General features: G+C 69.0%; 16 protein-coding genes. 4 read left to right on the top strand and 12 right to left on the bottom strand.

Annotated elements, in window-relative coordinates:
- Window positions 1–135: 135 nt before the first annotated feature.
- Window positions 136–1,725 carry a bifunctional phosphoribosylaminoimidazolecarboxamide formyltransferase/IMP cyclohydrolase gene (gene purH / locus ASE83_RS07870; RefSeq protein WP_055787885.1) on the bottom strand — a complete coding sequence of 530 codons (1,590 nt, stop codon included), beginning with the start codon at window positions 1,723–1,725 and terminating at the stop codon, window positions 136–138.
- Here purH and ASE83_RS07875 point away from each other — a divergent pair.
- Together ASE83_RS07875 and ASE83_RS07880 are read left to right on the top strand one after the other, a co-directional pair.
- Complete coding sequence (locus ASE83_RS07875) at window positions 1,724–2,329, top strand: hypothetical protein (RefSeq protein ID WP_156352907.1); 606 nt, start codon at window positions 1,724–1,726, stop codon at window positions 2,327–2,329. The two genes, purH and ASE83_RS07875, sit on opposite strands and share 2 nt — an antisense overlap.
- A gap of 76 nt (window positions 2,330–2,405) precedes the next feature.
- A complete protein-coding gene (locus tag ASE83_RS07880; protein WP_055787889.1) occupies window positions 2,406–3,185 on the top strand; it encodes an SDR family oxidoreductase in 780 nt (259 codons plus the stop codon).
- Between the two features lie 117 nt (window positions 3,186–3,302).
- On the opposite strand, the gene ASE83_RS07885 is transcribed toward ASE83_RS07880, so the two are convergent.
- The 4 genes from ASE83_RS07885 to ASE83_RS07900 form a co-directional block, all read right to left on the bottom strand.
- Entirely contained in the window at window positions 3,303–3,530 is a 228-nt protein-coding gene (locus tag ASE83_RS07885) for a hypothetical protein (RefSeq protein ID WP_156352910.1), read from the bottom strand.
- 88 nt (window positions 3,531–3,618) lie between these two features.
- Complete coding sequence (locus ASE83_RS07890) at window positions 3,619–5,358, bottom strand: heparinase II/III family protein (protein WP_055787895.1); 1,740 nt, start codon at window positions 5,356–5,358, stop codon at window positions 3,619–3,621.
- Window positions 5,355–6,014, bottom strand: a complete 660-nt coding sequence (gene rpe, locus ASE83_RS07895; RefSeq protein WP_055787898.1) for a ribulose-phosphate 3-epimerase — start codon at window positions 6,012–6,014, stop codon at window positions 5,355–5,357. The genes ASE83_RS07890 and rpe overlap by 4 nt, the downstream gene beginning before the upstream one ends.
- A gap of 236 nt (window positions 6,015–6,250) precedes the next feature.
- Window positions 6,251–7,510, bottom strand: coding sequence for an RsmB/NOP family class I SAM-dependent RNA methyltransferase (locus tag ASE83_RS07900; protein WP_055787901.1), 1,260 nt, complete (start codon window positions 7,508–7,510; stop codon window positions 6,251–6,253).
- Between the two features lie 93 nt (window positions 7,511–7,603).
- Between ASE83_RS07900 and ASE83_RS18130 the strand changes: the two genes are divergently transcribed.
- Window positions 7,604–7,771 carry a DUF1674 domain-containing protein gene (locus tag ASE83_RS18130; protein ID WP_082443393.1) on the top strand — a complete coding sequence of 56 codons (168 nt, stop codon included), beginning with the start codon at window positions 7,604–7,606 and terminating at the stop codon, window positions 7,769–7,771.
- A 39-nt stretch (window positions 7,772–7,810) separates the two neighbouring features.
- Here the strand turns inward: ASE83_RS18130 and ASE83_RS07905 are convergent, their stop codons facing one another.
- Window positions 7,811–10,243 (bottom strand): TonB-dependent receptor domain-containing protein, encoded by a 2,433-nt coding sequence (locus tag ASE83_RS07905; protein ID WP_055787904.1) that lies wholly within the window; start codon window positions 10,241–10,243, stop codon window positions 7,811–7,813.
- Between the two features lie 194 nt (window positions 10,244–10,437).
- Here ASE83_RS07905 and ASE83_RS07910 point away from each other — a divergent pair, with 194 nt between their 5' ends.
- A complete protein-coding gene (locus tag ASE83_RS07910) occupies window positions 10,438–12,264 on the top strand; it encodes an AsmA family protein (RefSeq protein ID WP_055787907.1) in 1,827 nt (608 codons plus the stop codon).
- A gap of 630 nt (window positions 12,265–12,894) precedes the next feature.
- Here the strand turns inward: ASE83_RS07910 and ASE83_RS07915 are convergent.
- From ASE83_RS07915 to hemC, 6 genes are read right to left on the bottom strand one after another with little or no spacing between them, the layout of a single operon-like run.
- Entirely contained in the window at window positions 12,895–14,001 is a 1,107-nt protein-coding gene (locus tag ASE83_RS07915) for a CaiB/BaiF CoA transferase family protein (RefSeq protein ID WP_055787910.1), read from the bottom strand.
- A complete protein-coding gene (locus ASE83_RS07920) occupies window positions 13,998–14,501 on the bottom strand; it encodes a GNAT family N-acetyltransferase (protein WP_055787913.1) in 504 nt (167 codons plus the stop codon). Before ASE83_RS07920 ends, ASE83_RS07915 begins: the two co-directional genes overlap by 4 nt.
- Window positions 14,501–15,685, bottom strand: coding sequence for an acyl-CoA dehydrogenase (locus ASE83_RS07925; RefSeq protein WP_055787914.1), 1,185 nt, complete (start codon window positions 15,683–15,685; stop codon window positions 14,501–14,503). Before ASE83_RS07925 ends, ASE83_RS07920 begins: the two co-directional genes overlap by 1 nt.
- Window positions 15,686–15,695: 10 nt before the next feature.
- A complete protein-coding gene (locus tag ASE83_RS07930) occupies window positions 15,696–16,613 on the bottom strand; it encodes a hypothetical protein (RefSeq protein ID WP_156352913.1) in 918 nt (305 codons plus the stop codon).
- Window positions 16,614–16,646: 33 nt separating this feature from the next.
- Entirely contained in the window at window positions 16,647–17,312 is a 666-nt protein-coding gene (locus tag ASE83_RS07935; RefSeq protein ID WP_055787922.1) for a uroporphyrinogen-III synthase, read from the bottom strand.
- Window positions 17,309–18,220, bottom strand: coding sequence for a hydroxymethylbilane synthase (hemC, locus tag ASE83_RS07940; protein ID WP_055787925.1), 912 nt, complete (start codon window positions 18,218–18,220; stop codon window positions 17,309–17,311). Before hemC ends, ASE83_RS07935 begins: the two co-directional genes overlap by 4 nt.
- Window positions 18,221–18,297 lie beyond the last annotated feature (77 nt).

Consider the following 18,297-nt stretch of genomic DNA (forward strand, 5'->3'; position numbering starts at 1 on the left):
CCGGGGGAGGCAAACTCCGCTTCACCATAAACGTCGCCCCAGCGAAGGCTGGGGCCTCACGCGGCTCCTGTCACGTACAACAACCGCAAGATCCCAGCCTTCGCTGGGATGACGTCTCGCTCGGGATCGATCCCCTCAATGCCGGAAGTGGCGCATCCCGGTGAACACCATCGCCAGTCCGGCTTCGTCCGCCGCCGCGATGACCTCCTCGTCGCGGATCGATCCGCCCGGCTGGATCACCGCCGTCGCGCCTGCCTCGACCGCAGCCAGCAGGCCGTCGGCGAAGGGGAAGAAGGCGTCCGATGCGACCGCCGACCCGATGGTGCGTGCCTGCGCCCAGCCAGCCTTGTCCGCCGCGTCCTTCGCCTTCCACGCGGCGATGCGCGCGGATTCCAGCCGGTTCATCTGCCCGGCGCCGATGCCCGCCGTGCTGCCGTCCTTGGCATAGACGATCGCGTTCGACTTCACATGCTTGGCGACGGTCCAGGCAAAGCGGCAATCGGCCAGCTCCTGTGTCGTAGGCTGGCGCTTGGTCACGACCTTCAGCTCGACCTGGCCCAGATTGCCGCCGTCGCGCGACTGCACCAGCAGCCCGCCGGCGATGCTCTTGACCATCAGCCCGCCGCGCGCCGGATCGGGCAGGTCGCCGGTCAGCAGCAGGCGCAGGTTCTTTTTCGCGGCGAACACCGCCTTCGCCTCGTCATCGGCCGACGGGGCGGCGACGACTTCGGTGAAGATACCGCTGATCGCACGCGCGGTTTCGCCGTCGAGCGGACGGTTGACGGCGATGATGCCGCCGAACGCCGACACGCTGTCGCAGGCGAGCGCCGCCTGATACGCTTCGATCAGCGTTGCACCGGTGGCGACGCCGCAGGGATTGGCGTGCTTGACGATGACGACGGTCGGCGGCCCGTCGCGAAACTCGCTGACCAGCTCCAGCGCGGCATCGGCGTCGTTATAGTTGTTGTAGCTCAGCGCCTTGCCCTGCACCTGCTCCGCCTGTGCGATGCCACGTGCCGCCGGCCCGCGCGGGATGTAGAGCGACGCCGACTGGTGCGGGTTCTCGCCATAGCGCAGTTCCGCGCCGCGCGTGAAGGCGAGGGGGAGGGTGTCGGGGAAAATCTGCCCCTGATCGGCAAAGGCGAACCACTGCGTGATCGCCGAGTCATAGGCAGCGGTCGCGGCATAGGCCTTGGCGGCGAAGCGGCGGCGGGTGGCGAGCGTCGTCGCACCGCCGGTTTCGGCCAGCTCGGCGATCAGCGCGGCATAGTCGGCCGGATCGGTGACGATCGCCACCGCATCATGGTTCTTGGCGGCGGAGCGCACCATCGACGGGCCGCCGATGTCGATATTCTCGATGATCGTGTCGCGGTCGGCGCCCTTGGCCACGGTCGCTTCGAACGGATAGAGGTTCACGACGACGATATCGATCGCGCCGATGGCATGTTCGTCCATCGACGCGACGTGCTGCGGATTGTCGCGCACCGCCAGCAGCCCGCCATGGACCACCGGGTGCAGCGTCTTGACCCGCCCGTCCATCATTTCAGGGAACCCGGTCAGCTCCGAAATATCGCGGACGGTAAGGCCCGCGTCGCGCAGCGTGGCAGCGGTGCCGCCGGTGGAAACCAGCTCGACGCCATGGCTGGCAAGGGCGGTGGCGAGGTCGACGATGCCGCTCTTGTCGGAAACCGAGAGGAGCGCGCGCTGTGCGGTGACATGATCCATGGCCGCGCCCTTTCGCGCGAATGCGGCGGCGGGGCAAGGGGGCGTGGGTTGCGACCTTTGGCGGTTGGGAGCGGCCGGCTCGTCCGCTATCGTCCGGCGGGCAGAACCGCCGCGGATGGAGAGATTCGGAATGCGTCTATACGGCCTGCCGTACATCATTTCGGCCCTGCTGGCCGGCTGTTTTCCGTCGTCGAACGCGGTGGATGCGCAGGTCAGGTCCGCGCAGCGGGCTTCGATATTCAGGGCGACGGCGACTTGGCGGCTTTCGGCGGCGAACTGGTCCAGGTCCACGCCGGCGATGCGCGATGCCGCCTATCGGTTCTGCATCGCGCGTCATGGCGCGGACAGCACCTGTTTCCACGAACAGGATTATTCGCTGATCGCAGCCAATCACGCGGAAACGAATGCCCGCCGCGCCGTTCGCAGCAAGTCCGACGCTTCTTTTTTCGATGCCATCCGATCCCGGCCGGAGGCATTTGACGAGGCCCGACGCTATTGCTTCTCGGTCTATCGCGACGCCGGCGCGCAGGACGCGCGGATGCTCGGCCCGTGTCTGTCCAGCGCGACCGGGTCGGATTTCTTCTCGATCATACCGGTCTCCTGACAACAACCGCGCATCGGGTGGCATCGGCACAATGAAACGCGCTGCCGCACGGTATGTTCGGAAAGGAGACTCTGTCATGCAACGTCTGCAATCGAAGATCTGCGTCGTCACCGGCGCGGCGCGAGGGATCGGCCACGCCATCGCCACGCGCTTTCACGCAGAGGGCGGTATCGTCGTCCTGACCGACAGCGACTCGGGGGCCGGACAGGCCGCCGCTGATGCGCTTGGCTGCCGCTTCGTTGCGCTCGACGTGCGCGAGGAGGACGACTGGGCGCGGCTGGCGCATGAGGTGCCGGTCGCCGATGTCGTGGTCAACAATGCCGGCGTGACCGGGTTCGAAGGCGGCATGGTGCCCCATGATCCCGAACATGCCGCGCTCGCCGACTGGCGCGCGGTCCATGCGGTAAATCTGGACGGCACGTTCCTCGGCTGTCGCTACGCGATCGGCGCGATGAAGGCGGTGGGCACGGGATCGATCATCAACATCTCGTCACGCTCCGGGCTGGTCGGGATTCCAGGGGCAGCGGCCTATGCGTCGTCCAAGGCGGCGATCCGCAACCATAGCAAGAGCGTCGCGCTCTATTGCGCGCAGCAGGGCTGGCGCATCCGCTGCAATTCGCTCCATCCGGCGGCGATCCTGACCCCGATCTGGGAACCGATGCTGGGCGACGGCCCCGACCGGGAAACGCGGATGGCGGCGCTGGTGGCGGATACGCCGCTCAAGCGGTTTGGCTTGCCCGAGGAAGTCGCGGCGGTCGCGGCGATGCTGGCATCGGACGAAGCGACATACATCACCGGGACCGAGGTCAATATCGATGGCGGCCTGCTCGCCGGGTCAGCGGCGTCGCCGGGGTAGGCAATCTCGCTGCCACAGACGTCACCTCAGCCGGCGCTGGGGTGACGTTGCGACCTTACCCGATCCTCACCGCGTCGAGTGAAAGCTCTGGCGTGTCATTCCGCCAACGGTCGATGCTCAGTCACAGCCATAATACGTAGTTTCTTCGTACAGGGTAGGCGTCCCCGAGCGGAACGACCCGCCGTCGCAGAACGCGATGCGTTGGCCGGACACCGTCGACATGCTTTCGTCAGTATACCAAACGACAACATATTCCTGTCGGCGCACCTGTGCTGCAACCGGTAGCGCGATGGACGTCGATACGATCGTGCTGAGAGCGAGCACTTCTAAGATTTTGCGCATCATCGTGTTTCTCCCGTTCTCCCCGAAGGCAAGCTGGCCGGCACGGAGAACGGGTGTCAAGCAATCGCTGTGACCGGATATCGGCGAACGCCTACCGCGCCCGGTGGAACCGCCACGAAAAATCATGGCCCCCCGCCGGGGTCGCGCCCGACAGCACCAGCTGGAACGTCGGCACCGGCTTGCCCGTATCGTCGATCCACAGGCTTTCCTCGACGCCCAGCGTCGCGCCCTTGCAGCGGAACTGCCACACCGGGCCGCCATCGGGGATGCGCAGGAACGCGGCCTGTCCGTCCGGGGTCGGGGCGATTTCGATGCCGGGTGCCAGGTGGAAGCGCGCGACGAAGCTGGTCTCGCCCTTGCGCCCGCGGCGGCCGGTCGGGATCAGCATGTCCTCGCCCTGCACGTCGCGGCCGTCTGCGGATAGGGTCAGGACGCGGCGATGCTGGAAGCCGAGACGCTTGGCATAGCCGTCATGCGCGACCTCGATCCGGCTGATCGCGTCGCTTTCCTGCCGGTGCATGTCGACCACGCCGACGCCCTTGCCCAGCGACCCGTCGGCATGGATCGCGGTCGAATTGGCATCGGCCAGCACCAGCGTCGAATGCGCGGCGGTGGTGCGCAGCGCGCGGCGCAACTCGCTCGACAGCGTCAGCAGCGCCGCGCCCGCGCCGCCGCAATTCACTACGATCCGCTGCCCGCCATCCGACAGCTCGAACGCCAGCGTCGACGCGCATCCCTCCCGCGCCGCGCGGGCGACCGGCGGCGGGGCGGAATCGACCATCAGCACGGTGCGCCCGGCGGCCAGCCGCTGGTATCCCCAGTCGCCGGCGTGGCGTAATGGGCGGGTGCGCACCCCCGTCGCCGCGACGACATCGGCGATACGTTCGCCCGACACCGGTCCCGATCCCTGCCAGCAGGCAAGCCCCCCCTCGCCGTGGCACACGCCCAGCAGCGCGGCGACCATGCGGGTCAGCGCCAGCCCTTGCGCCTCGGGCACGTCCATCCGCCGCGCGGCATAGATTTCGCGTAAGCTCGCCAGCGTCATCACCGCGTCGAGCTGTTCGGCGGGCGATCGGCCGACGATGCCGCCATCCTCGAACAGGCCATTGGTCAGTGCGCGGGCGAGGCCATGTTCGCCGAAGCCCCGGCGCGGATCGCCACCGGGGATGACCAGCCCGGCGGCGACGACGCCCGCCCAGGCGGTGATCGCGCGGATACCGGCCGGTGCCTTCCCCGCTTCGCCGTCCAGATGGCGGGCGGCGCGGGCGATGGTGTTGAGCACGCGCGAGCGATAGACCAGATCGGTCGACGACAGGATCAGCGGCGCGTGTGCGATCCAGAACAGCATCCGCCGCCCGGTGACATGCGCGCTCCACGCCGGTTCCGACACGCGTTCGCCATGCGCCGCCAGCCATTGCAGCATCAGCGTTTCGGCGATCGGCACCGCCGTCACCCGCGGCGCGACGCTCGACAGGTCGCGCAGCCATGCGAAGCTGTGGAGATGGTCGGCAAAGGCGGCGGAGAATTTCGGACGGTCGAGGCCGAGCCGATCGATTGGTACCGCTTCCCCCCGGAACATCAGGTCGCCGTGCAGCAGCGCCTGCCCGCGTGCCACGTCACCGAAGAACGGATCGTCGGCGACCGCGATCAGCTTCAGCGGATGCCGCCCTTTCAACCGCAACCCGTGGAGCGGGGTACGCCACGCCAGCCGTTGCAGTTTCTCGGTGATCCGTTCGGACAGCGACAGCCCGGTGCCGCCGCCCTGTCGCACCAGCCGCTTGCCGACGTCGATCCCGTCGCGCGGTTCGTCGATCGGCTGTGGGGGGATCATGCGCCGCGCAGTGCGGCGATATTCGCGGCATAGGCGGTCGGACCGCCGGTAAAGGTCGCGGTGCCGGCGACCAGACAGTCGGCCCCGGCGGCGATCGCCCTGGGCGCGGTCACGCGGTCGATGCCGCCATCGACCTGCAGGTCGATCGGGCGACCCGTGGCGTCGATCCTTGCGCGCAGCGCCTCGATCTTGCGCAGCTGGCTGTCGATGAACTTCTGCCCGCCGAACCCCGGATTGACGCTCATCACCAGCAGCAGGTCGGTCAGGTCGATCACCTGGTCGACCACCTCGACCGGGGTGCCGGGATTGAGCACCACGCCCGCGCGCTTGCCCAGCGCCTTGATCCGCTGGAGCGTGCGGTGGAGATGCGGGCCGGATTCCGGATGGACCGACAGGATGTCGGCGCCGGCCTCGGCAAAGGCCTCCACCAGCGGGTCGACCGGCGACACCATCAGATGCACGTCGAACGGCTTGGGGCTATGCGGGCGCAGCGCCTTCACCACCGCCGGGCCGATGGTCAGGTTGGGCACGAAATGCCCGTCCATCACGTCGATATGAATCCAGTCCGCCCCGGCGGCATCGATGGCACGGACTTCCTCGCCCAGCTTGGCGAAGTCGGCGGACAGAATGGAGGGCGCGATACGGACAGCTTGCATGTGGTCCGTCCTAGCACGGTCTGCCGACTCGGCAAGCAAAGGGTAAAGTAAGAAGTAAGAATTGGTTCACGCGAAGGCGCGGAGGCGCGAAGGGTTGCATCCTTGGCGCCTGCGCGCCGCGCAAGCGGCCTTATGCCTTCCGGTAGCCGTTGCGGGGGAAGGCCCGCTGCGCGGGAAGTGGTTCTGCAAGCGCAACCTCCTTCGCGCCTTCGCGCCTCCGCGTGAACCGATCTTCTTCAGCTCCGCCGCAACCGGACGATGAAGAACCCGTCCAGCCCGCCCTGGTCCGCCAGCATCCCCGGCAGCGTCCGCACATAACCCCCTGGGTTCGCACTCACGCCTTCGGGCAGCTCTTCGGCCGTGGCCGGCTCCACCGCATAGTCCGGCCGCCCGCTCAGGAACCGGTCGAGCTGCGCCTCGCCCTCGGCCGGCTCCAGCGAACAGGTGGCATAGACCAGCCGCCCGCCGGGCTTCACCCAGTCAGCGGCGCGCGCCAGCAGCCGCGCCTGCAGCGCCGCCGTCTCGGCGATCACGCTCGGGCGCACGCGGTGCAGCACGTCGGGGTGGCGGCGAAAGATGCCGGTCGCGCTGCACGGCGCGTCGAGCAGGATCGCATCGACCGGCTCGGCGGGCTTCCATACCAAAGCGTCGCCGGTCACGACCTTGGCCGACAGCCCGGTCCGCTCCAGATTTTCGGTCAGGCGCATCAACCGGCTCGCCGAATTGTCGAGCGCGGTCACGTCCCACCCGGCGGCGGCCAGTTGCAGCGTCTTGCCGCCCGGTGCCGCGCACAGGTCGAGCGCATGGCCCGGCCCCTTGCCCAGCAACCGCGCCGGGATCGATGCCGCCAGGTCCTGCACCCACCATTCGCCCCCGGCATAGCCCGGCAGGTCGGCGATGGCGCCATGTTCGGCCAGCCGCCGATGGCGCGGGGCAAGCGTCAGCCCTTCCGGCCCGTCCTCGCCCTTCAGTGACAGATCGACCGGCGGCTGCTGCGCGATCGCCTGCGCAGCGGCGATCACCATGTCCTCGCCCCATGCCGCGACCCAGCGGGCATCGGTATCGGCCGGCAGCGTCGCCGCATCGGGCAGCCGGGCGTTGCCGCGCATCAGCGTGCCGAACACGCCATGGACCAGCTTGCGCGGGCCGCCATCGACCAGCGGCAGCGCGGTCGCGATCGCGGCGTGCGGCGGCGTGTTCAGCACCAGCGCCTGCGCCAGCGCGAGGCGCAGCACGAACCGCGCCTTGGCATCGTCGGGCAATGGCCGCTGCGTCGCGCCGTCGATCAGCGCGTCGAGGTCGGGCAGGCGGCGCAGCACGGCGGCGGCGATGGCATGGGCGAGGCCACGATCCTCGCGCCGGTCCAGTTCGGCGGTCGCGCTGGCCAGCGCCGCCTCCAGCGGCAATCCGCGCCGGATCACGGCATCGAGCAGTTTCAGCGCGGCACGGCGCGCGGGAACGCCCGGCGCTTCGGGGGCAAGGCGGGGGCGGGCCATTATCGGGTTCCGATGCGGAAAGGGGTGTCGGTCACTTGAATCCTGTCGCCGGTCCGCCAAGTGAATCGCCAAGCGAACCGGAAAGGACCCCCTATGGGCAAGCGACCCCCGCATGTGAAGCCACCAGCGCATCTCTCCAAGTCGCCGCCGGTGCCGATCCCCGAACCGCTGCCCCCCAGATCGGACGGCGACGATCCGCTGGGCCTCAGCCCGACACGCTATGGCGACTGGACGTCGAAGGGCATCGCGATCGATTTCTGACGCGGCCGTCGCCCCCCGGCAACGGCCGCTTGCCGGTTCCTAGAAATCCAGCCGTAGCGTCGTGGAGATCGCCCGCCCGTTCAGCAGCCGCCCGCGGACGATGCCGGTGGTAGGGATGCGATCCTCGTCGATGCCGGTCAGCGCCAGCCGGTCGAACAGGTTGGTCGCGTTGATCGACAGCAACAGCCGGTCGACCACGCGGACCTGTGCGAAGGCGTTGGTGGTGACATAGCCCGGGATTTTCAACAGGTTGACGTCCTGCGCATAGGTGTCGGTGGTGCCGATGAACACCGCGCCCACCGCGAAGCGATCGGTGCTGACCTGCGGTGTCGCCTGAAAGATCAGGTTCGCCTGATGGCGCGGGGTATTGCCGTCCAGCGCCGGGTTGACCCGGTCGCGCACGATCGTCGCATCGGTATAGGTCGCGCCCGCCGTCAGGCTGAACATGCCCCGCCGCACCCCGCCTTCGAACTCCAGCCCCTTGGCGGAATAATCGCGGGCGATGACCGCGCCGGTCGAGGTGTTGATGTTCGAATCCTGCGCATCGACATGGAAACCGGTCAGGTTCAGCGTCACGCCGGCATGGCGGTATTTCACGCCCAGCTCCGCCTGCTTGACCGGATCGAACGCGGCGGACGGGATCGCCAGCCTGCCCGTCGCATTGTCGATCACGCTGCCGAAGGTGATGCGATCGGCATTGGCGCGCGCGCCCCGGCTGTAGCGGGCGAACACCGCCAGCGGCTCCGCCACGCGAAAGACGACGCCGGTCGAATAGGACAGATACTTATAGTCATAGTCGACCAGGCCCGGCGCGGTCGGCGTGATGCCGACCCGCTGTTCGGGCGGGGAGATCACGCCGTTGCCGTCGATGTCGCGCGCCACCTGCCCAATGCGCCCACCGCCCAGTTCCACGCCGTACACCTGCCCGCTGGCATGGCCCATGTCATAGCGCAGGCTGCCGCCGATCGAGACGCGACCGATCTTGTAATTGGCCGATGCGAACGGCGCATTGACCTTGTACGACAGCCGCAGCGTGCGGCGCTGCGTGCCCGACAGCGGGTTGTAGGCGTAGATGCCGCTCGCCGTACGCGCGGTCCCGGTTGCGTCGAACACGTCGAGCAGTTCGGCCGCGCCGCCGCCCTTCACCTCGGTCACCGCGACGCCGTACAGGATCGAGGTGTCGATCGCCTGGCGCGCGGCATAGAAGCCGGCTGTCGTGGTCAGGCTGCCGTCGCCGACCTGCCACACGCGGCTGGCGCGAATGTCGTTGGTGACGTTGCCGACATCCTGCTGGCGCCGGTCGCGGATATTGTAGATGCCGATCAGCCCGTTGCCGTTCAGCGCGGCGGGATTGGCGATGACCTGCCCGGCGCTGGCACCGCTGGCATAGCGGAACGTGCCGCCGGTCGCGCCCAGCCGCGTCAATGCCGCAGAGGGGGACAGCATCAGGCTGCTGAACGGGCCGATCAACCCGCCCGACCGCCCGGCGATGCGGAACCGTTCGGTCACCGTCCACTCGGCCAGCGCGATCTGCGCCTCGACCCCGAACGACGTCTCCTTGACGCGCTGGCCGTCGCGGATGTCCTCGCGGATCGGGTTGTTCGCCTCGTCCAGCAGCGTGATCGACTGGAGCGCGCGCGTCGAGAGCGTATCGCGGGTCGGATCGAACGACGCCACGGCGGAGTAGCTGGGATCGGCATCGCTGCCGGTCACGCGCAGCGGCACCGAATCGTAGAAGGGCGAGCGGTCGTCGAGATATTTGCCGTACAGCCGGATATAGCCGCCGGTGAACTCACGGGTGACATTGACCTTGATCTGGCCGCCGCGCTGCCCGTCGAAGCCGATGCGGCGCGGCCCCTCGCCCTGGCGGTAGAAGCCGCCGACATGGAAGCGCAGAGTGTCGCTCAGCCGCCCGCCATAGTCGAAGTCGCCGCGATACTGGTCGAAGTCCAAGCCCGCGCTCAGCGCGACCGCCCCGCCCTCGCGCTCACCGGTCTTGGAGATGAAGTTGATGATGCCGCCCGGCGCGTTGCTGGTGAAGGTCGACGCCGAACCGCCCCGGATCGCCTCCACCTGCGCCAGGTTCAGGTCGATGCGCAGGAAGCTGTCGGCGCTGGCGCCGACGATGTCGCCGAACTCCATGACCGGCAGTCCGTCTTCCTGCAACTGGACGAACTTCGCGCCCGACGACGACAGCGGCAGGCCGCGAATGGTGATGTTGGCGATGCTCTCCCCATTGGGCGCTTCGGCCAGGATGCCGGGGATCGCGCGCAGCAATTCACCGATCGAGCGGGGGGCGAGCTTGGCGATCTCCCCCTCGCGCAGCACGCTGGTGGAGGTCGCGCTGTCCAGCCGGTCGCGCCCCTTGGCCACGCCGGTGGTGACCGTATCCTGTTCGGGCGCAACCTGCTGCGCCTGCGCCGGAATTGCCAGTACGATCGACGACAGGCCGCAGATGATCCGCCAGTTCATGATTATTCGTTCCTCCCCCGAATCCGATTGAGGGCAAGGTAGCGTGAACTGTTTTGCAAACGGCTAAAGCGGCGGTAAGGCTTTCTTATGCAACCGCGCCCGGTCGTCGGGGGATGGTGCGCCGCAACCTACACCCCTGTCAGTAATTCCATTGCGGGGATGGAACGAACCCGGCGTTCCCGACTTTTCGCCTTATGGCTCGGCTTTCGCGTACATGGCGGTTCATCCTCGGCGGCATCGCCGGCCTGCTGCTCCTGATCCTGGTGATCCTCGCCGCCTTTCCATGGGGGCTGTTGCGCGAAAAGGTGTCGGTGAAGCTGGCCGAACGCTTCGGCTCCGACGTATCGATCGGCACGATCGAACGGGTCGAGCCTTTGTCCTTTTCCCCCACGCTGATCGTCCGTGACCTCGCGATCGCGCAGCCGAGCTGGGCGGGGAAGGGCGATCTGGTCCGCTTGCAGCGCATCGACTTCCGCTTCCGCGTCCTGCCGCTGCTGCGCGGCAAGTTCGACCTGACCGCGCTTGCCATCGATGGCGGGCAAGTGGCGATGGTGCGCACCCGCGACGGCCGCAAGAACTGGGCACCCGACAAGCGCGGGGACAAGGGGTCGGCCTCCGCGATCACCAGCCTGACCGTCCGCAACCTGAAGATCGACTATCGCGACGCGGTGCAGAACCGCCGCTTCGACGTGACCGTCGCGTCGGACGGACAAGGCTTCCGCGCGAGCGGCGACGGCGCGATCGACGATCGCCCGGTCAAGGTCTCGCTCACCGGCCCCGCCATTGCCGGCGACGGCGCATGGCCCTTCACCGCGCGGGTCGCCGGGCCGACGATCACCGTCGATGCGAAGGGCACCATGGCCTCGCCGCTCGACACCAAACGCATGACCGTCGATCTGACGGCGCGCGCCGACAATCTGAAGACGCTCGACGCGCTGATCGAGGCGGGTCTGTTCGGCACCCAGCCGGTCGCGCTGACCGCACGCGTGCGCCACGACGATCCGACCTGGACGATCGAGAAGCTGTCGGGCACGATCGGCCGGTCGCGGTTGGCGAGTGCCAACGCCACGGTGACCAAGGCGGACGAGCGCACCGGCATCGACGGGCGGCTGCACTTCGCCACCCTGTCGTTCGACGATCTCGAAACCGATGAAGGCCGGGCGCGGGCCGTCGCGATCGAACGCCGCATCGGCCCGCGCGTGGTCCCCGGCACCCGCATCAACCTCGCGAAGATGGGCAATCTCGACGGGAAGCTCGCCATTCGCGTCGACCGGCTGCTCGACATGGCGGCGTTGCGCAGCCTCGACACCGTGCTGGCGATCGAGGACAGCCGCCTGACCGTCGCGCCGCTGACCGTGCGGCTGGCGCAAGGGCGGATCACCGGGCAGGTGGTGGTCGATCAGCGTGGACGGACGACGCCCAGGGCGACGTTCGACCTGCGATTGACCGATTCACGCATCTCGACCTTCGCCGGCGGCGCACCGATCGACGCGCCGCTGCGCGCCCGGCTGCGGCTGGTCGGCAGCGGCGATACCATCCGCCAGGCGATCGGCCGGTCGGACGGCACGATCGGCTTCGCGGCGGCGGGCGGGGTGTTGCCGGCGAAGATGGCGTCGATGCTCGGCGCCGATGTCGCGCGCGGGGTGCTGACCGACGACGATGCGCAGGCGCGGCTGCGGTGCCTCGGCCTGCGGCTCGACGTCACCAACGGCCTCGGGCGGATCGATCCGCTGCTCATCGACACCTCGCGGGCGCAGACGCGGGGGCAGGGGGTGGTGCGCCTGCCCGACGAAACCCTGTCCATCGCGCTGACCGGTACGCCGAAGCAGCGCACGTTGCTGCACCTCGACCAGCCGGTCCGCATCACCGGGCGTCTACAGGCACCGACGGTGCAGATTCCGCCGGGGGTCAAGAGCGCGGGCGGCATCCTGAAGATGCTGGGCCGGGCAATCCGCGGCGATGACCGCCCGCGCGCGGGCAATGCCGATTGCGGCGCGCTGGTCCGCCGCGTGCTGCGATAGGCTTGCGAGCGTGACCTGCGGCGGCCGGAGTCCGATCCACCCTGTTTGAACCGGACGTCATCCCGGTAAAGGCCGGGATCTCCCAGTTGTAGCGCGGGACAGGAGCCGCTTGAGGCTCCAGCCTGCGTTGCGGCGACGTTCCTGGACCGGTGGATCAAGCACCTCTTTACCGGGGCTGCACTCTGCATCTCGCTGGCCGAGGGACCGATGCTGACCCGGTGGCAGCAAAGCTATCGCGGCGTGCTGCCAATCAACCGCCGCCTGTCCGCCGCCAGAGCTTGATGACATAAGGTAGAACCGTTCGTCCTGAGGTGCCGCTGAGCTTGTCGAAGCGGCGTATCGAAGGACCGTGGTGGAGGTGCTTCGATACGGGCCTTCGACTGCGCTCAGTCCCTACTCAGCACGAACGGTTCTACCGGATGTCATCACGTTCCAGCGCCGGTTGCACGATGTGCGCAGCCTGTTGGGTGTGGCGGGTGTGGCGCTGTACCTTTACGCTTTCCTACAAGCCACCACGACGCCATGATCGGCGACGCGCGACCCGCGCCCGATCTTTGACAACCGCTGCAAACGCCACCGATCGCCCTGTCGCGAACATTGTGCGAGTGTGAACTTCGTGAACTTTGGCGCTCAGGGCCGCTGCGGCGCGCCCCGTTCGGCGACCATCCGCTCGCCATCGATCACGATCGGCCCGGCCAGACCCGGCAGGCCGTCCGGCCGGATCGCCATGCCCCGCGCCATCACCTGCGGATCGGCGAACACCTCGTCCAGCGCGTTGATCGGCCCGGCGGGGATGCCGGCGGCCTCCAGCGCCTCGTACAGATCGGCCTTGCGCCACGTCGCCACCGCCGCCTGCACGGCCGGGATCAGCGCGCGGCGATGCGTCACCCGCGCCGGATTGGTCGCAAAGCGCGGGTTTATGTGCAGGTCCAGCCCCAGCACGCCGCACAGCCGCGCGAACTGCCCGTCATTGCCGACCGCGATGACCAGTGCGCCGTCCGCGGTCTCGAACGCCTGATACGGCACCAGATTGGCGTGGCCGTTGCCCATCCGCGTCGGCACGCTGCCGCCCACCATGAAGTTCAGCGCCTGATTGGCCAGCACCGCCACCTGCGTATCCATCAGCGCCATGTCGATCCACGCGCCCTCGCCGGTCAGGTCGCGGCGACGCAGCGCGGCAAGGATCGCCACCGCCGAATAGACCCCGGTGAACAGGTCGGCATAGGCGACGCCCGACTTTTGCGGCGCCCCCTCCGGCTCGCCGGTCAGCGACATCGCACCGCCCATCGCCTGGATGATGAAGTCATATCCCGCGCGATGGGCATAAGGGCCGTCCTGCCCGAACCCGGTGATCGAACAGGTCACCAGCCCCGGCCGCACCGCCGACAGCGACGCGTGGTCCAGGCCGTATTTCGCCAGCCCGCCGACCTTGTAATTCTCGATCACGACATCGGCGGTGGCGACCAGCGCACGCACTTCCGCCTGTCCCTCCGGCGTCGCGATGTCGATCGCCACCGACCTCTTGCCGCGATTGGTCGCATGGAAATAGGCCGCGTCGCGCGGGCTGCCATCGGGCGCGGTGACGAAGGGCGGTCCCCAGTGGCGGGTATCGTCGCCGCTCACCGGCCGTTCGACCTTCACCACCTCCGCGCCCAGATCGGCCAGCACCTGCCCGCACCACGGCCCGGCAAGGATGCGCGCCAGCTCGACCACCCGTATCCCGGCCAGCGGTTTCACGCGCGGCGCAGCTCGTAGAGGACGCGCGGCACGATCTGTCCACCCCTTTCGACCATCGCATCGGGCAGTTGTGTCGCGCCCAGCGCCTCGATCGCGCGCCGCGACCGGTGGTTGTCGACGCCGGCGCTGAACCGGACGGCATCGACCTGCGTCAGCGCATGGTCGATCATCAGCCGCTTCAATTCACGATTATAGCCCCGCCGCCAATGGCTGCGCGCAAGGAAGGTCCAGCCGATCTCCACCGCTTGCGGCCCCGCCGGCACATAGCGGGTCGCGCCGATGACCGCGCCGTCCGCCGCATCGCGGATCGTCAGCATACCGCCCGTCGCCAGCCCCTCGTCGAAGAAGGCGCGGAAGACCTCGGGTTGCCAGCGGTCGTGCGCGGGATGCTGGTCCCAGATCGCCGGGTCCGCCGCGACGGCGTACAGCGCGTCATGGTCGTCGGCGGTCGTCGGCGCGACCGACACCAGCTCGCCGATCAGGACCGGCTGGCGGTGCATCAGAACGCGGCGATCCCGGTGATCGCCCGACCGAGGATCAGGCCGTGGACGTCGTGCGTGCCCTCATAGGTGTTGACCGTTTCGAGGTTGATCGCATGGCGCATCACATGGAATTCGGCCGCGATGCCGTTGCCGCCGTGCATGTCGCGCGCGGTGCGGGCGATGGCCAGCGCCTTGCCGCAATTGTTGCGCTTGATGATCGAGATGGCTTCGGGGGCGAGGGTCCCCTCGTCGAACATCCGCCCGGCCCTGAGCGCCGCCTGTAGCCCCAGCGCGATCTCGGTCAGCATATCGGCCAGCTTGAGCTGCACCAGCTGCTTGGACGCCAGCGGCACGCCGAACTGCTGCCGGTCGAGCGTATATTGCCGGGCGGCGTGCATACAGAATTCCGCCGCGCCCATCGTGCCCCAGGCGATGCCGTAGCGCGCGCGGTTGAGGCAGCCGAACGGCCCCTTCAGCCCTTCGACATGCGGCAGCAGCGCGTCCTCGCCGACCTCGACGCCCTCCATCACGATCTCGCCGGTGATCGACGCGCGCAGGCTCAGCTTGCCCTCGATCTTGGGCGCGGACAGTCCGGCCATGCCCTTTTCCAACACGAAGCCGCGAATCTTGCCGCCATGCGCGTCGGACTTGGCCCAGATGACGAAGACGTCGGCGATCGGTGAATTGGTGATCCACATCTTGGCGCCGCTGATGCGATAGCCGCCGTCGATCTTCTCCGCCCGCGTCCGCATCCCCGCCGGGTCGGACCCGGCATCGGGTTCGGTCAGCCCGAAACAGCCGACCCATTCGCCGCTGGCCAGCCTGGGCAGATATTTCGCCTTCTGCGCGTCCGATCCATAGGCGTTGATCGGGTGCATCACGAGGCTCGACTGCACGCTCATTGCGCTGCGATAGCCCGAATCGACCGCCTCGACCTCCCGCGCGACCAGGCCGTAGGCGACATAGCCCATGCCCGCCCCGCCATATTCGGGATCAATGGTGACGCCCAGCAGGCCGAGCGCACCCATCTCGGTCATGATCTCGCGGGCGAAATCCTCGTCCAGAAACGCGCGGGTCACGCGCGGCAACAGCTTGCTCCGGGCATAGCCATGCGCGACGTCGCGGACCATGCGTTCCTCGTCGCTCAACTGCGCGTCGAGGGCGAAGGGGTCTTGCCAGTCGAAGCGGCCCATATCGGCCATGGGCGTTTCCTTACAGCGTGGGGGCGACCGTCTCGGCGGCGGCGGGGGGATCGGTCTGCAGCGGCGCGGGCTGCACGATGACGGGCGGCGCGACCGGCGCGGGGCGCGGTGTGGTGAGCGCGACCGATTCGAGCTCGACCAACGCCTTGCGCGCATTGACATAACGCTGGGCGGCGTTGGCCCAGCCGGCGGCATTGGCCGCACCCGGCATCCGTTCGACCTCCGCCATCGCCAGCTCGACCTGTCCGGTATCCAGCCGCCGCCGCGCCCGCTCCAGCCGGTCGCCGGGACGGCTGCTGGGGGTCGTGCCCTGGCGGATCACGATCAGCTGCCCGACCTCGCGTCGCAGGGCATCCCACCAATTTTCGCTGGCGGGTCCGGCGGTGAGCGAAATCGCGGCGGCGTCCAGCGCGCTGCGCAGGTCGTCCAGCGTCACCGGGTTCTGCGCGGTGGCGATCAGCGTGCGGACCGCATCGGGCCGGCTGCCGCCGAACCGGTCGCGCAGCTGCCCCTCCAGATATTCGAGCGGCCGTCCACGATCCAGCGCGCGGCGCGTGGCGACGATCACCATCATGTCCTCCGCCCGCGTGGCATAGCCGGCGGCGTTGCGCGCGCTGCTGTCCAGCCCGACGATGCGCGTCTCCAGATCGGCGATGCGCGCGGCCAGCGCCGCTTCGCGCGCCGACAGGATCGGCAGGGCGGACACCTGCGTCGGCGGCGCGGCGTTGGTCGCGACGGGGGTCGGCTGCGCGGTCGGCACGGCGGCCTGTTGCTGCATCCCCCATCCGAAGCGCGGAGCGACGTAGCGCAGCACCGCCAGTGTCGCACCGATCCCGATCGCGAAGGCGATGATCGCGATAGCCAGCCATCCCCGGCCGGACCGGCGACGCGGATGGCTGGTCGTCGAAAAGGGCGCATCGTCGCTCATCATGCCGCCTTATCCCCGCGCCCGTCCGCCGGGTCAATCACATGCGTCGGCAAGGGCGGCGGCGGCGGCGATCGTCGCGGCGTCGTCGGGCCGTCCGGCGATGGCGACCGCACGCCAACCATCGCCAAGCGCGTCCGCGACCGCCGGGGCGATGGCGGCGATGGCGATGGCGCCGCGATCCGCGACCAGCGTCGCCAGCCGCCGGGCGGCACGCTGCGAATGGACGAGCGCCACGGTCCCGCGCAGCAAGGCGGGATCGACCTCCTCGACCGCCTCGCTCACATAGACGGCGCGGATCGCGGTCAGGACCGGATGGGTCGCAACCGCCCGGTCACGCCCGGTCAGCAACAGGGCACGACGCACGCCTGCCCGCCCGGCACGGTCCAGCAGGGTCCGCCCATCGGCGTCGCCGGTCGCGACGACCCGCAGCCCCGCCGCCCGCGCCGCCGCCGCCGTCGCCGCGCCGACGGCATGAGCCGGCAGCGTCGCATAGGCTTGCAGCGCCGCCCCTGCCTGTCGCACCGCATTGGCGCTGGTCAGGATCAGCGCGTCATGGTCGCCCGCCGGCGGACCGGCCCATGCCAGCGGCACGATCCGGAACAGCGGGACGCGGATGGCGGTGAGTCCCAACGCCTCGATCGCGCGGGCGGTGGCGGCATTGCCCGGTTCGGGCCGCAGCACCGCCAGCGGCCTGCTCATCGCGCGAACAGCCTCGCCACGCTGTCGGGCGCCCGCGCCAGCATCGCCTCCGCCAGCAGGCGCGGCAGGTCGATATCGTCGATCGCCCCGCTGGTGCTGTCGGCCACCTGCGCGCTGCCGTCCTGCGCCAGCAATTGCGCGCGCAGCGTCAGCACATCGCCCTCGATCATCGCCAGCGCCCCTACCGGCGAATGGCAGTCGGCCCCCAGCGCCGCGAGAAACCCGCGCTCGGCGCGCACCGCCTGATGCGTCGGGGCATGGTCGATGACCCGGACGAAGGCGAGCGCATCGGCATCCTCCGCCCGCACCTCGATCCCCACCGCACCCTGCGACGGGGCGGGGAGCAGGGCGTCGATCGACAAGGCGGTGCCGACATCGTGCCGGCCCAGCCGCTCCAGCCCGGCGGCGGCGAGCAGGGTCGCATCGACTTCCCCTGCCGCCAGCTTGGAGAGGCGGGTGTCGACATTACCGCGGAACAGCACGATCCGCGCATCGGGCCGGTGGTGGAGTATCTGTGCGGCGCGGCGCGGGCTGCTGGTGCCGACGACGCCGCCCTCTCGCAGATCAGCCAGCGAGGCGATGCCGACCAGCCGGTCGCGGACATCGGCGCGCGGCAGCATGGCGGCGATGCGGATTTCGGTCGGGCGGACCGTCTCGACATCCTTCATCGAATGGACCGCCGCGTCGATATCACCGCAGCACAGCGCACGGTCCAGCTCCTTGGTCCACAGCGCCTTGCCGCCGATCTCGGCCAGCGCGCGATCCTGCACCCGGTCGCCGGTGGTCTTGATCGTCACGATCGCGATGTCGGCCGGATCGACCCCATGCGCCTGTGCCAGCGCGTCGCGGGTCGCGTGCGCCTGCACCAATGCCAGCGGCGATCCGCGCGTGCCCAGTTTGAACGTCATGTTTGCTCGCTATCCATCGTGTCCGTCCGGGGCAAGGTGGAGTGGGTTCACGCGGAGGCGCGGAGGCGCGGAGAAGA

The organism is Sphingomonas sp. Leaf32 (assembly GCF_001421765.1).
GTDB lineage: Bacteria > Pseudomonadota > Alphaproteobacteria > Sphingomonadales > Sphingomonadaceae > Sphingomonas.